The organism is Sorangium sp. So ce834, assembly GCF_051521425.1.
Taxonomy (GTDB): Bacteria; Myxococcota_A; Polyangia; order Polyangiales; family Polyangiaceae; genus Sorangium; species Sorangium cellulosum_D.
On the sequence record NZ_CP150351.1, the window covers coordinates 10,789,410 to 10,804,161 of the forward strand.

Annotated in this window: 10 protein-coding genes; 2 read left to right on the plus strand and 8 right to left on the minus strand. The window is 71.5% G+C overall.

Features of this window, described 5'->3' with window-relative positions; all coding sequences use genetic code 11:
• Positions 1-35 precede the first annotated feature (35 nt).
• Positions 36-2,978 (minus strand): nSTAND1 domain-containing NTPase, encoded by a 2,943-nt coding sequence (locus WMF20_RS39675; RefSeq protein WP_437617212.1) that lies wholly within the window; start codon positions 2,976-2,978, stop codon positions 36-38.
• A 426-nt stretch (positions 2,979-3,404) separates the two neighbouring features.
• Here WMF20_RS39675 and WMF20_RS39680 point away from each other — a divergent pair, with 426 nt between their 5' ends.
• Entirely contained in the window at positions 3,405-4,460 is a 1,056-nt protein-coding gene (locus WMF20_RS39680) for a hypothetical protein (protein ID WP_437606940.1), read from the plus strand.
• A 130-nt stretch (positions 4,461-4,590) separates the two neighbouring features.
• Here WMF20_RS39680 and WMF20_RS39685 read toward each other — a convergent pair whose 3' ends face one another.
• From WMF20_RS39685 to WMF20_RS39705, 5 genes are all read right to left on the minus strand, one after another.
• Positions 4,591-6,195 (minus strand): hypothetical protein, encoded by a 1,605-nt coding sequence (locus WMF20_RS39685; protein WP_437606941.1) that lies wholly within the window; start codon positions 6,193-6,195, stop codon positions 4,591-4,593.
• 40 nt (positions 6,196-6,235) lie between these two features.
• A complete protein-coding gene (locus WMF20_RS39690; RefSeq protein WP_437606942.1) occupies positions 6,236-7,384 on the minus strand; it encodes a multiheme c-type cytochrome in 1,149 nt (382 codons plus the stop codon).
• Positions 7,385-7,564: 180 nt separating this feature from the next.
• A complete protein-coding gene (locus tag WMF20_RS39695) occupies positions 7,565-9,874 on the minus strand; it encodes a family 43 glycosylhydrolase (protein WP_437606943.1) in 2,310 nt (769 codons plus the stop codon).
• 14 nt (positions 9,875-9,888) lie between these two features.
• Entirely contained in the window at positions 9,889-10,131 is a 243-nt protein-coding gene (locus WMF20_RS39700; RefSeq protein ID WP_437606944.1) for a hypothetical protein, read from the minus strand.
• Between the two features lie 39 nt (positions 10,132-10,170).
• Positions 10,171-11,121 carry a glycoside hydrolase family 43 protein gene (locus WMF20_RS39705; protein ID WP_437606945.1) on the minus strand — a complete coding sequence of 317 codons (951 nt, stop codon included), beginning with the start codon at positions 11,119-11,121 and terminating at the stop codon, positions 10,171-10,173.
• 79 nt (positions 11,122-11,200) lie between these two features.
• Between WMF20_RS39705 and WMF20_RS39710 the strand changes: the two genes are divergently transcribed.
• Positions 11,201-11,584, plus strand: a complete 384-nt coding sequence (locus WMF20_RS39710) for a hypothetical protein (RefSeq protein WP_437606946.1) — start codon at positions 11,201-11,203, stop codon at positions 11,582-11,584.
• Between the two features lie 1,105 nt (positions 11,585-12,689).
• On the opposite strand, the gene WMF20_RS39715 is transcribed toward WMF20_RS39710, so the two are convergent.
• Both WMF20_RS39715 and WMF20_RS39720 read right to left on the minus strand, forming a co-directional pair.
• Entirely contained in the window at positions 12,690-13,349 is a 660-nt protein-coding gene (locus tag WMF20_RS39715) for a peptide chain release factor-like protein (protein ID WP_437606947.1), read from the minus strand.
• The gene (locus WMF20_RS39720; protein ID WP_437606948.1) at positions 13,346-14,581 is read right to left on the minus strand and encodes an RtcB family protein; all 1,236 of its coding nucleotides are present in this window, start codon (positions 14,579-14,581) and stop codon (positions 13,346-13,348) included. Before WMF20_RS39720 ends, WMF20_RS39715 begins: the two co-directional genes overlap by 4 nt.
• Positions 14,582-14,752 lie beyond the last annotated feature (171 nt).

The following is a 14,752-nucleotide window of genomic DNA, read 5'->3' on the forward strand; positions in this document are numbered from 1 at the left end:
TCCGGCCATCCCTGGCCGAACTTCGGCGGGCGGAACTAGTCCAACTTATCCTCGATCTTCCCCACGCTCCGCTCGATGAGCAGCTCCTGCTCGCGCTGGCTCCGACGCTCCGCCTCGGACGCCGCCCTGGCCTTTTGCTCCTCCTCGGTGGCCTTGAGCTCGGCCTGTCGCGCCTCCGCCTCGGACCTCCGCGCCTCGTCCCGCGCGGCCTGTGCCTGGCTGGCCGCCACGCGGGCCCTCTCGGCCTCGGCCTCCGCGCGGTCCCGGGCCGCCTCGGCTTCCTGCTGCAGCTGCTCGGCCCGCCGCCGCTGCGCGTCGCTCTCCTGCCGCGCGGCCTCGCTCTCCTGCCGCGCCCTCTCCGCCGCGCTCCGGGCGGCCTCCGCGCTCGCGAGCGCGTCCTTCAGCGTGTGCTCGGTGCTCTGGATCTCGTGGAACTGCGCCGAGATGACCCGGTTCTGGCGGGTCACCGTCACGATCCCGGCCCCCGCCGCGACGATCAGGATCGACAGCGCCGCCATGATCCCGGATACGAGGCGGCGCCTCCCGCGTTGCTGCTGATCGGCGAACCGGAGCACCTCGTCCAGATAGAGCCGCTCCCGCTCGGGCAGCTCCCCCCGGTAGCGCTTGCGAAACTGGCGCGCGTCGTCGGCGACCTTGCCACGCCAGAGCGTGTCCGCGGCGCGCTCGCTCGACTCCCAGAGCCTCGCCGCCGCGCGCAGGCGGTCCAGGAACACCGCGTCTTCCTGGCTCTCATCGAGCCAGCGCTTGAGCGTCGGCCACCGCTCGATGAGCGACTCGTGCACGAGCTCCACCGTGGTGCCCGCGCGGTCGCTCCCCGTCTCGATCGCCAGGAGCCGCGCGTCGGCGAGCAGCCCCACCACCCGCTCGATCTCGCCTCGATCCCCCGGCAGCTCGCACAGCTCCCCCAGGCTGGCGACGGCCCGCGTCCGCTCCGGCGTCACCAGGCGCTCCAGGACCGCCCGCGCGAGCTTCGCCCGGCGCTCGCTCATCGCGGCCAGCACCGTGTCGGCGTGGCTCGCCAGCGCGCCCGCCACGCCGCCGAGCGCCTCGTAGCTCGCGCGCGTGAGCATCCGGCGCTCCCGGTCGCGCATCTCCCACAGCCTCGCCGCGGTGAACTGGAGGAGCGGCAGCGCGCCGCGCGTGCTCTCCAGGGCGTCGAGGAGGCCCTCGACCATCGCCGGATCCTCGATCTCGTGCCGCGCCGCCTCCACCGGCTTCATCAGCGCTTCACGCAGCCCCTCGCGCCCCATCGGCCGGAGGAACACGAGGCCGCGGATCATCGCCGTCATGAAATGCTCGTGCTCGGCCATCCGCTCGAGGAAGTCCGATCGCACCGACAGGACGACCCGGAGCGGCGAGGAGGCGTCGTCGGCGACCCCCTCGAGACATGCGAGGAACGCCTCGCGCTCGCCGGCCGGGGTGCCGAGCGTGAAGAGCTCCTCGAACTGATCGATGAACAGCAGCAGGCGTCGCTGCGCGCTGTCCGACCACGCGCGCAGCGCGGCGCCGAGGAGGCCGGGCTCGGCGCGCAGCCGCTCGCCAAAGCCCGCGCCCGTCGCCGCGCCGCCCTGCGCGGCGAGCGCGCGCGGGGCGGCGCTCGGCGTCACCGCGGGGTGGCTGAAGAGGTGCGCCAGCGCGGCCATGGGGTCGCGCCCGGGCCGCAGGACGAGCGCCTCCCAGCCCTCCCCGGAGCGCTTGAGCGCCGGGATCACCCCCGCCCTCACGAGCGACGATTTCCCCACGCCGGACTCCCCCGCGAGCGCGAGCAGCGGCTGGTTCCGGAGGCGCGCGATCACGGCGGCGAGCACCTGCGCGCGGCCGAAGAAGCGATCGGCGTCGGCCTCCTGGAACGACGATAGGCCGGCGAACGGGCTCTCGTCGGCGGCGAGGCGGACCTCCCGGCGCCCGGGCAGGAGGGGCAACAGCTCGGCCAAGAGCTCCTGCGCGGAGGCGAACCGCTCGGCCTTTCGCTTGCGCAGGCAGCGATCGATGATCGCGCCGAGCGGGCCGAGCTCCGGGCGGCGCGCGCCGACCTCGGGCATCGGATCGTCGACGATCGGAACCCGGAGGAGGCTCGCCATGCTGACCGGCGCGAGCGGGTGCGCGCCGAGCACGAGCTCGTGGAGCATGATGCCCACCGCCCAGATATCGCTGGACTGGTCGATATCGATTCCTCGCCACTGCTCGGGAGACATATAAGGCAGTGTGCCGATGACCGCTCCTTCGCCCGTCAGGCGCGCATCGCCGGCGCCGGCGCCGGCGCCGGCGCCGGCGACAGAGCGCTCGACCGCGAGCGCGAGGCTCGTCTCGTCCTCGCGCAGCTTGGCGATCCCGAAATCGACCACCTTGATCGCCCCCGACGCCTCGAGCATGATGTTCTCGGGCTTGAGATCGCGGTGGACGATGCCGGACGCGTGCGCGCGCGAGAGCGCGCCCACGACCGGGACCATCAGCTCCACGGCGAGGCTGGGCGGCACCGGCGCCGTCGACACCTCCTCCCCCGCGTCCGCGGGCCTGCGCTGCCTCATCCAGGCGCCGAGGCTCTGCCCCTCGATGTACTCGAGCACCATGTACGGGTATCCGTCGTGCTCGTTCACCTCGTGGATCGTCACGATATGCTCGTGCTTGCAGCGAGCGGTCGCCTGCGCTTCGTTCAGGAAGCGCTGCACGCCGTTGCTGTTCAGCTTCGTGAGGAGCTTGATCGCGACGAGGCGCGCGAGCCTCGTGTCTCGCGCCAGGAAGACCAGGCCCATGCCGCCCCGGCCGAGCTCGCGCAAGAGCTCGTAGTGCCCGATGCGGGCGCCGGCCGAGAGCAGCGGCTTGAGATGCGGAGGCGACGAGGACGGCGGAGCGCCCGCGCTCGTCGCCCCGCCGGCCTTCATCGCGCGAGCGCCCGCCGGCAGGACATCCGCCGCCGCCGCGGAGCCGGCCAGCGCGGGCGCTGCGCGGACGAACATCGTGCTTGTGTAGCCTGCGTCCTCGAGCGCTCCGGTGCGCATTGGAAAGCACCCCTCATGATGGTGCTCGCCTGCGCCGGACGATCGACCCGTCGGCCCCAGGATGATCAGCTCGGTGGACATCTTTCCCCCTGCGCATAAAACAACACCGCCACTGAAACTGCGGTTGCCATGGCGAGAGCTGCGAGAGCGATCACGATAGCATAGGCGCCCAATGCACGCGCGCGTACTCGGATCCGGGACGAGCTCGCTTCACAGGAGGACATGCGAGGGCGTACCCTCGGGAGCGAGGCATGCTCGCCGGCCCGGTGAGCCGGGGTGAAGGCTCGGCGGATCACCGCGGGCGACCCGCAAAGCAAAAGGACCCACACGCGACCCATGCACGTCCGCCTTCCAGCAGCGAAGCTCTCATTATCGATCGCTCTCGTGGCCTTGTGCGCCTTCTGCGCCGCGCCTGCGCTGGCCCAAGGGACGGGCACAGGGACGGGCACAGGGACGGGCACAGGGACGGGCACAGGGACGGGCACAGGGACGAGCCCGGGGACGGCGAGCCCGCCGCCAGGGTCGCTGTCGCCGCATCCACCTTCTCTCTCGCCGCATCCGCCGTCGCCGCCGCCGGCGGCGGTGGAGGCGTCATCGCCCCGTCCGTCGCCGCCGCCGCGGCCATGGCACCAGGGCATCTCCGACGATCGAAAGCAGCGCGCGCACGAGCTCTTCATCGAGGCGCGGGCGCTGCACCGGCGCATGATGTTCGCCGAGGCGCGGGTCAAATACGAAGAGGCGCTGGCCGCCTGGGAGCATCCCGAGCTCCGGCTTTATCTGGCGCGGGTGTTGAAGAGCCTCGGGCTGCCGCTCCTGGCCTATGAGAACCTGCGGCTCGTCCTGCGATGGGGGCCCGGCACGCTCGCGCCCGAGAAGGAGCAGGAGGCGCGCGCGGCGATGCGCGCGCTCATGGAGCGCGAGCTCGCCGCCATCGAGATCCGCTGCGATGAGCCGGGCGCCTCCGTGCTGCTCGACGACAAGCCCTGGTTCGTCGGCCCCGGCACCGAGCGCCGGATGGTCACGCCCGGAGAGCACGTCGTGATGGTGAGGAGGGACGGCTACTCCACGGTCGTCAAGCCCATCCTCGTGATCGCCGGCAAAGAGGCGTCCGGCCAGCTCGCGCGGCGCGTCGACACCGTCATCGGCCAGCCGCGGTGGCCCGCGTGGATCCCCTGGACCCTGCTCGGGGCAGGCGCAACCCTGGGCGTCGCGGGCGGCGGGCTGATGTTGAGCGGCGCGGCAGACAAGGGCGATCAGGGCGGCGGCCCGGCGATCGGCGCCTTCGTCGCCGGCGGAGCGACGATGATCACGGGGACGGTCCTGCTCCTCATGAACAAGCCACAGGTCTACCGCACCCACGATCGGGGCGAGGTGGAGGTCGAGCTCCGGCCCATCGCGTCGCTCGGCCCTGCGGGGCTGTCGGCCCGGCTCGTGTTCTGATCCGGCCAAGGACGCACGAAGACGACGATATCCTGGCGTCCTTGGCGCCTCGGCGGTCGATTTCTCGCTCGATCGACCCAATCGGCGCCGCGCCGAGGCGTTGGGCCGCGGCGGCCGCCGCCACCCGCCTTCACCGCGCGACCTCGCCCGTCTTCAGATCCAGCTTCAGCTCCCGCACCACCTCCGGCTCGGCGCACACGATTTGCGGCGTCGAGCCCTTCACATCGGCCTTGATCCGCTCCTGTAGCTCCTTCGCGAGATCCCAGCTCGGCACGAACGCGGCGAAGAAGCGCTGCCCCATGTCGCGCGTCACCACGAAGCGCGCCGGAGAGAACTCCGTGCGTCCTTTGAGCGCCTTTCGCGTCAGCGGGAAATCGTAGTCGTCCGGCGCCGTCTTGCTGAACGTGTAGAGCACCACGAGGTTCTGCGGGCACTTCGGCCCGCCGGGCTCGGGGAAGGGCCGGTTCGGCTTGGGCTTCGGCGGCGGCCCCTTCTGGAGCGGGAGGGTCCCCGGCGCCGCGCCCGCGGCCTCGCTCTCGCCGCCGTGCTTCAGGATCGCCCCGCCGGCCGCCACCCACACCGCCCCGTCGCTCCCCACGGCCACGTCCTGGGCCTTCACCCCGTCGGGCAGCGGCGCCTGCGCCCAGGCCTCACCCTTGCGCGCGAAGAGCGCCCCGTCCGCGATCGCCCACAGCGTCCCGTCCGGCGCCGCCGACGCCGTGAGCACGCGCGCGCCCTTCGCCGGCGGGTCGATCTCCTTCGGCTGCCCGCCCTTGTAGCGGAGCACGCCCCCGTCCACGATCCACGCCTCGCCCTCGCCGGGGCCCGGCAGGATCAGCGTGCGCGCATCGTCGGGGATCTGCCCCTCGGACAGCGCCGGGACGGGCAGGATGGTCGCGCCGTTTTCGCCCGGCTTCCATACCTCCAGGGCGCTCTCCCCGTCGCAGTCGATCCCGTAGCTCAGCGCGGTCCCATCGCGCGTCGCCCCGAAGGCCTGCGAGAGGATCTCGGCCTGCGGGTAAGGCAGCGGCGCTTCCCACCCGCGGCACGGCTCCTTCCTGGGCGCCTGCGTGATCGTCAGCCCCACCCTGGGCCCGCGCAGCGCGATGAACCTCGGGACGCCGAGCATCGTCGGCCCCATCAGCCCCACGAGCGAGCTGCCCATCCTCGCCACCCCGGTGAACCACAGCCCCGGCTCGCTCGCCCGCTGCACCCAGCCCTGCGCCCCCAGCACGTAGTGATCGGCGACGCCGGTGCGGCCCGTGGTGCCCGTCGCGATCAGGTCGAGCTGGTCGGGATAGCGCCCGTAGACGCCGACCACGGCCACCCCCCACCCCGGTACGTGCAGCCGCTTCGGGAACTCGATCTTGCCATCCTTCAGCACGCCGACGGCGGAGCCCATCTGCTCCCCCTCGAGCGTCATCAGGTCGGCGGTCGACACGAGCAGCGCCCCCTCCACCGGGTGCAGCCGCACATCGATCTCCGCCGGGACCTGCGCCACCGGCGCGAACGCCGACTTCGGCGGCGGCGCCGGCTTCGCCGCGTCGTCCGCCTCCACCGCGCCCGCCGCGCCCGCCGCGCCCGCGGTGCTCGATGCGCCTGCCGCGCCTGCCGCGCCCGGCCCCGGCGCCTCCGCGCGCGGCCCGTCCGCCGCCCGCGGCGCCGGCGCCGGCCCGCACCCCGCCATCGCCATCACGAGCCCGCCCAGCCCCAACCACGCCCTTCGCCCGCTCATCGCTCCTCCTTGTCCCCCGCCGCGCCGATCCCGCGTCCGCTCACGGCGCGAGCCGCCCCGATGCCACCCGGATCTCGCCCTCGATCTCCGCGTCGCGCAGGTCCACCCCGTTCGGGTGCGCCACCCGCTGGTAGGCCACCTGCCACGCGATCGTCCGCCCCTCGCCGGCGGCCCCGACGTCGAGCTCCACCGTCACGGGCTCCGCGTGCACCCGATCGTCGGCCACGAGCTTCCGCCCGATCGTCCCGGGCCGCAGCACGAAGTGTCGCGTCAGGTAACGCTCCTCCTGCCCCAGCACCAGCTCGTCGGGCCCGAGCGCCTCGGCCGACACCTCGAGCCTCCGGAACAGGTCCCCCGTCGGGAACGCGTGCCCCGCGTTCGCGGGCGCGAGCGTCACCGCCACGCGCGTCGCCGAGAGCCGCCGCGCCGTCACCGCCACGGCGCTCCGCACGAGCGCCTCGTCCCGCGATCCCGCGAACCCGTGGCTGCGCCGCAGCCCCGGCCCGCGCGGCATGTGGCACGCCGCGCAGGGCTGGTCCGCGGCCGGCGACGCGCGGTGCTCGGTGAGGGTCGACTGCATCAGCTCCGCGGTCGACCGCCCTCGCGCCGTGGGGAACGCGAACTCGTGGCAGGCCGCGCACGCGTCCGCGCCCCCGAACCGCGCGTCCCGGATCACCGCGTGCGGCGCCGCCGGCGGCGCCCCGCTCCCCGCCCACGGCGCAGCGAGCACCGGCGCCACCGCCGGCCCCGCGAGCTCGCCGTCGCGGTCGCTCGTCACGTGGCACGTCACGCACCCCACCCCGAGCGCCCCGAGCGCCTCCGGCTCTGGCGCTTCAGGCCTCGCCTCGGGCGCATGGCAAGCCCGGCAGAACGGCATCGGCTCGATCGCGAACGCCCGCCGGTAGGCAGGCTCGGTGTTCGCCCGGTGGTGGAGCGACGCGCGCCACTCCCGCGCCACCTCCTCGTGGCACCCCTCGCAGGCCTGGTTCGCGCTCACCGCCGCCCCGAGCCGCGCCCGCGCCGGCCTCGGCATGGGCACCCGCGCCCCGTCCGCGGCCCCCGTCAGCGCGCTGCCAGCCGGCGCCCCGACCTCGCCGCCCGGCCGCGCGGGCGTGTCCGGCGCGGCGGCGCACGCGCCCACGAGGGCGCCCGCGATCAGCACGCCGAGGCCAGGGACAGAGCGCCGCACAGCGATCATTGCCGCTACAACGCCCCCGCCGCTGCGTCACGTCCGAGACCCCCGAGCGACGCGCGCAAAGTGCTACCGGCAAGCAGCATGCCTGTGCCGGGGAGGCGAGCGCGAGGGCGTACGCGGCGCTCAACCTCGCGCCGCGATGATGCCTGGCAACGCCATGGCGGACCGAAACAGTCAATCGCCAATCGAATTCGCGCCGTTCAGGAGCGGTACGCCGAAATTCGGCGTTCCGTCTGCATTCCATTCGAGCCGCTGGACGCGCGTGTGACGGTTCGGGTCGTAGAGCGGGTCCCCCGTGATCTTCTCGTAGTTCCGCGCGTGGTACACGAGCACGTCGATCGATCCATCCGCCGAGGTCGTGAACGAGTTGTGGCCCGGGCCATACAGCCCGTTCGCGCTGACGAACACTGGATTCTCGCTCTTCGTCCACGAGCTGGCACTCAGCAGGTCGTCCGTCGCGCTCGCCGTGAGCAGGCCGAGGCAGTAGCGGGCGTCCGTCGCGCTCGCCGAGTAGCTGATGAAGACCCGCCCATTCCGCTCGAGCACGGCAGCACCTTCGTTGACCGCGAACCCCGCCGTCTCCCAGGCGTGCTCGGGTCTGGCGATCCGCACGTTGGGGCTGGCCAGCGTCCACGGGTTCATCATTGCGGCGATGAACAAGCTGCTGTTGTCGCCCGCGACGCTGGGGTCCTCCTGCGCCCACACGAGATAGCGCTTGCCGTCGTGCTCGAACGTCGTCGCGTCGAGCGCGAAGGTGTCCGAGTCCGTCACGATCTGCCCTCGCTCGATCCACCTGCCATCCATCGGGTTGGCCGATGAGCTCTCGAGCACATACATGCGAATGGCCCAGATGTCGGTCGAGCTTCCGGCGGCGAAGTAGATGTACCACTTGCCGTCGACGAAATGTAGCTCTGGCGCCCAGATGTGCGCCGCCATCGGGCCGGTCGCGTGCTTCGTCCAGACGACCTTCGGGGATGCGTTGACCAGGCCTCGTATCGTGGTCGCGCGCCTGATCTCGATGCGATCGTACGTCGGCACGCTCGCGGTGTAGTAGTAGTAACCGTCCGTATGCCGATTGATGTGGGGATCAGCGCGCTGCGAGATCAAATAGCCGAGCGGCTCGAGCGCGAACGACGCCTCCGAGCCCTTGACCGCCGTGCCGTCGAGCACGTGCGCATGGATCTGGTAGTTCAGGTGCCGGAGATAACGTGTCGCATCTGAGTACCACTGCAGCGAGACCATCGTCGGATCCCCGTTCAGCGCGGGCACGATCCGGAACGTGGCGTCCCTCCGGAACGTGGTGGTATCCGTGAACACGTCGAGCCACAGCAGGTGACTCCTCTCTTCGGGTGGGGTCTGCCAGAGCCCGCCAGCCCGGTTGGACGTCTCATTCTGCGGCGGGTATCGGGTCGAATTCACGCTGTCGACGTGCAGGTAGCGACCGCCGAAACCTACAGATTCGAACGACACCAGCGTCGGGTCATCCGGGTTCGCGAGGCCGGGCACCACTTTCCACTGGAAGTCGTCAGGGACCTGGTTGTTCGCCCTGTCGTCGAGGTTGGTGATCATCGCATGATAATAGGAATGCGCGACGTAGAGCGGGGCGCCCTCCGTGTGCGTCGTGCGAATATGGTACCCCCCTCCGACGTCGTCGTCGAGATTGGAGAGCTCGAGAACAGCGGGGGCGGCGAGGGCCGCATACTCGGGATCCTCGCTGGCCGGTGAGTCGAAGACGACGCGTACGGGCTGAGCTCCGTCGGCCTGCCAGTCATCGACGCTGCTCAAGGTCACGGTCTGCGCCGCGTTCCAGTTCGCCTCCGTGAACGTCAGGTCCGCATGGCTCAGCGTCGCCTCGGTCGTGTCGCTGACGCTGAGGGCGATCGTCACGGGCGCGCTCGGCTGCGATGCGAGGCGCACGGTGAACGTCACGGGCGCGCCGCGCTCGGCGAGGGTCCCCGACGGGTCGCTGACGACGATCGCTGCCGTCCTTGGACCGTCGTCGTCCGTGTTCGTGATGTCAGCGGACTCCGCGACGAGGCCGTCGCACGCTGGGTCTGCAGAGGCCGAGGGCCCGAAGCGGACGCGGAAGCTCTGATCCCCGTCGCTCTCCGCATCGTCAACGCCCGTGACCGTGATCTCCCGAGGGATGCTCCAATCCTCCGCCGTGAAGGAGATGGTCGCCGGTGAGACGGAGCCTTCGGTCGCATCCGAGCTCGAGACCGGCACCGTGACAGGCTCGCTCGGCGCGGCGTCGAGTGCCACGCTCACGGTCACCCGCCCGCCGGACTCCGAGGTGCTGAGCGCTGTGCCCGCCGTCATGATCCGCAATGAATTGGTCGACGCGTCCGGCGCATCGGTCGAGGGCCGATCCGAGCACCCGACCACCACGAGCGACGCGGCGAAGGCGCAAGCTGCCGCCGTGAGCGCAACGCGTGGCGCAGAGAGGGAAGTGCACTCTTGGTGGGGAGATTTCGGTGCGCGCATGGTAAGGGGCGACTCTAACCATCAGTGGAAATATCGAGACGAGGGCCTGGCATGCGTGCGGCCCCTTCGACGAATAGATATTTTATTGACATAGCGTCGAGTTTAACCGCCTCGAAGGACACGAGATCCGGATCGCTCGTGTCGGCGAGCCCGGGGACGGCCTTCCAGAGGAGATCGTCCGCGAGCTGTCCATCGGAGCGATCGGACTCCTGGGTGATGATGGCATGTAACCACGAATGAGCGACGTAGAATGGCACGCTCGCCTCGCTGTAGGTGCCGCGGATCCGGTAGGATGTTCAGTAGTGGGCGATGATCGCGTCGAGCTCCGCCTGCGTGACCCGGACCGCGTTCGCGTGGCGCACGCCGGACGGAAAGCGGTACTGCGCGCTCGGGAGCTCCGTCCAGGAGCCCGGATCCGCGTCGAGATCCGTCGTGCTCCAGCACCCGAACACACCGCCGTTCAGGTAGTAGTCGGCGAACAGGTACCATCGACTCTGCCGCGGATCCTTGATGACAAACGGTCCCTCCGTCGCTCGTCTACTGCTCTGGGTCGACCCGCGAGTGATGTAGTCCGGACTCCATCGCGTGAACGTCGCCGGATCGAGCGCGAGCGTCGAGGAGCGCGCGATCTGGATGTCCTTGCCCGATCCGGTGAGCGCGCTCCCGCTGCTGTCCGTCTCGTCCTTGAAGAAGAGGTAGTTGCGGCCATTCCATTGCGTGATCGTCGCGTCGATGACGCTGTAGCCCGGATCGAAGAGCACGTCGGGTGTCGGGTTGACGATGGTGATGAAGTCCTCGGTGTAGCTGACGTAGATGTGGTTCGCGCCCGTGGTGTCGTTTCCGGACCAGATGATCGCATAGAGCTTACGATCGGGGTCGTAGTAAGCCTCCGGGGCCCAGGCGTGCATCGGGGTGGCCCCGGGGCCCGGAAGGTTCGTGAGCGTGATCAACCGGGGATTCGTGAAGGTGATGAGATCGGTCGAGTCCGCCACGAAGATCTTGGAGCTCGGGTTGTTCCAGTAGTTCGAGTCGTTTATCGAGAGCGTCCAGTCCGTGGCGATATAGACGTACGTTCCATCGTTCTTGCGGAACAGGAACGGATCTCGGATGTGATTCGTTCCCATCCCGGTGAGCTGGTACGCAGGCTGTCCATCGGCGAGGGTCGACCAGTGAAGCCCGTCGGTGCTGTAGGCGAGATGCAGCGAATCGCTCGGCACGTCCTGATGCGGCCCGAAGTAGCTCAGCACCCAAGCACCCGGGGAGCAGCTGCTTGCATTCATCGAGGCCGTGTGCTCGCCGTTCGTACACTTGAGGCAGCTGCGGTCCGTGGTGCTGCTCCCCTCCGTGCCGACGAGCTCCCCTGGCACGCAGTCGGTCCACGCGACGCATGTCGTTGCGGGATCGGCGTCGTCGTCCCAGGTGCCGTCCGCGCAGTCGACAGGCGCGGCGGCCCCGCCTGCGCAGTACGTGCCCGGCGAGCAGGCGTCACACTGCGCGGGCGTGGTGCTCGTCCCAGGCGCGGTCTGCCTCGTCCCAGGCGCGCAGGGCGTTTGCATCCTGCAGTTCGGCGCGTTCATCGTGTCGCTGAAGGTGCCCTCCGGGCACGCCGTGCACCGCCGGTCCGCCGTAGGCGAGCCCTCGGCGCTCGCGAAGGTGCCTGCGGTGCAGCCTGTCCATGCGACGCAGCTCGTCGCGCCATCGCCATCGTGATCCCAGGTGCCCTCGGAGCACGCGGGGGGCTCGGCATCGGATCCTGCGTCTCCGCCGGTCGTCTTCACCGGGTCGCTGCACCCGGAAGTCCATAAGAGCGCCACTAGGAATCGTGCTCTCGAGCTACTTCCCAAACGTGCCATCTCGCTCCTCGGTTCGCGCGTAGTTATTGCGCCGATGGGCGCTAGCGTGAGGTGCTCCGGTGCTCAAGCGGGCGAGGCGTGCACATCCTGGTCCACAGCTGGTTCGGCCGGCTTTGCCTTCTCATGGCTGAACCTGATCCCGATCGTCTCGGGAGCTCACGGGCTTTCGTGCGACGATGTCGGACCACGGAGTGCCCACCCTTGTTGCGCGGCGCAGTGAATCATGCACCCTTGTCCGCGATGACCAAGCGAGCGGAGCCGTGCCGGGATCGGGCCCGAGGACGAGCGCCCTGCGCGCACGACGGCCTGTCCTGGACAAAGCGAAGAGGTCGTTGGAGAGCAATTGTGAGCGTTCACAACGGCGGCGTCAACCGAAATGGCCCGGCGACGAGCTCACGGCCGCCGTTCCCCTGGAGCCCATCCACCTCGATGCACTCCTCGCTGAACGAGCACCTGCGGGTGGACAAAGGCCGGTAGCTTCATCGGGCCAGACGGCCCTCTCTTTCGAGCGTGACAGGGGAGTCTCCCACGATCGCGCCATGGCGACTCGTCCGCGTCGCGCTTCCTCACCCAGGGGTGCGCGTCGCGAGGAGGAAGATGCATCGTTGCTCGCCGATGGACTAGGACGGCGCTCGCGAACGATACGTCCGCAGGAGGCGACGATGGACTTCAACCGCATCGCCATCTTCGTGCGCGTCGTCGATTGACAGAACATTCTCCTATGCGATCCCGCCATCCTGAAAAAGAGACGCCGGGATCGGCGGGGCCTCGGGTCCTCGCGGGGATCGGGGACGGACCTCGGAGACCCCGGTTTCGCGCGCCACCGCGCGCCAGCGGTCCCTGGCGGGATTTCTGCCCCGCGGTACTAAGGCGCTGCGGACCACGGTGGACCTGAGGTGCCAGCGCGCCCGCATGTCGCACGCCGGCCTGGGCAGTCCGGCGAGGAGGGCGGGCGCCTCCCCTCACCGCGCCCCCGCCACCTCGAGCTCCCTCTTCCGCCCCACCCGGTACGTCCTCACCGGCTCCCCCCGGACGATCCGGTCGTGCTCGCTCCAGCGCGCGGCCTCCCCCTCTGCGGCGCGCCGCGCGGCGCGCTCCGCGAGCCGCTCCGCGATGCGCTCCACCCCGCGGCGCACGTTCGCGCGCTGCGAGCGCTCGTCGGCGACGCGCACCGTGATCCCGCTCGGCCGGTGGTGGACCCGCACCGCCGACCGCGTCCTGTTCACGTGCTGCCCCCCCGGCCCTCCGGCCAGGCAGGCCGAGATCTCGATCTCCCGCAGATCCACGCCCGCCCCCGCCCCCGCCCCGGCGCCCGCGTCCGCCCCGGCGGGGTGGATCGCCACCCCCGCGAACCACCGCTTGCGCGCCGCCCGCCCCCGGTCCGCGCTCTTCTCGATCAGCGCGTGCGTCCCGACCTCGCCCTCGAGGCAGCGCCGCGCGTCGCCCTCCACCAGGATCTCGACCGACGCCGGCGCGCCCTCGTCGCCGTGCACCGTCACGTCGACCACCGCCAGCCCGCGCTCCCGGCAGAGCGCCTCCATCCGCTCGGCCAGCCGCGCCACGAACCGCCGCACCTCGACCGGCCCCCGCCCCGCGCTGATCTGCACCCACGACCGGCTCATCGCTTCACCGTGATCACCGGGACGAGCGGCGCGACCGCCGTCGCCAGGCCGGCCTCCACGAGGCTCTCGATCACCGGCGCGATCGGCTTGTACGCGTCCGGGTGCTCCTCGAGCAGCAGCGCCGGATCGTCGCACACCACGCGGCCGCCGAGCTCGGTGCGGGCGAGCTCGCGCCGCCGGTACCTGGCCGCGATCTTCTCGCGCGCCTCGCTGCGCCCCATCTTGCGGCCCGCCCCATGCGCGACCGAGCGCAGCCCGGCCTCCGCGTCGCTCGCGCGCATCACCCACGACGGCGCGCCGCGCGACCCGAGCACCACGGTGAAGTCGCTGCCCCGCGCCGGCGCGGCCCCCTTCCGGTGCACCCACGCCGGCGCGCCGCCCACGGTCTCCCGCGCGACGTCGTTGTGGGTGAGGTCGAGCCCGCCCGCGATCTTCGACGCCCGCGCGGCGCCGAGCGCGCGCAGCATCCGGTAGGCGAGCAGGAACCGGTTCGCCCGCGCGAAGCGGCACGCGCCGGCGAGCTCGCCGAGGTACGGCTCGGCGGCGTCGCCCTCGAGCACCGCGTCGCCCCAGCGCTGCCCGAGGGCGCCGCCGAGCCCGCGCGAGCCGGAGTGGGCCAGGACGACGAGATCCCCGGCGGAGAGGCCGAGCGCCGCCGCCGCCGCAGCGTCCCGCGGCGCGCCGACGCGGGCGATCTCGAGGAAGTGGTTCCCGCCGCCGACCGAGCCGAGCGCCCCCTCGTACCCCGCGCGGTACGGCGAGGCGTCGCCGCTCGGGCGCAGGCCGTCCTCGGGCTCCGCCGCCGCGAGCTGCGCGAGCGCCTCGGGCACGCCGTCGACCTCGGCGAGGCCGCGCGCCCCGCGCCGCCAGACCTGCTCGAACACGGCCGCGGGGTCGCAGCCGGCCAGCGGATCGTCCTCCATCGCCTGCCGGGCGCGCCGCTCGAGGACGTCCGCCGACACGCGGCCGATCGACGTCGCGACGAGCCGCACGCCGCACCCGGCGTCCCCGCCGATGAGCTGCGGGACGACGCGGTCCGCGAAGGCGAACGCCGCGCCGATCGGGATGCCCCGCCCCGCGTGCAGGTCCGGCATGCCCACGGCGCGGACGCAGCCGGGCAGCGCGGCGACGCGCGCGAGCTGCTGGACGGCGTTGCCCTCGAGCCAGACGTCGTCGCGGGCGACCAGGCGGGCGTGGGCGGGAAGAACGACGCTGTCGGCGGGCGCTTTCATGAGATCTCCGTGGCGAACGCGAGCCCGTGGCGGGCCGCGCGGGGGAACGCGGCGGATCCTTGCGGCTCCCGTGCCAGCGCGCGACCCGCCGGGACGCCCGCAGAACGCTTCAACATGGTGCACGATGCACCAGACAACATGGTGCACGGCGCATCATTTCTGGTGTACGGT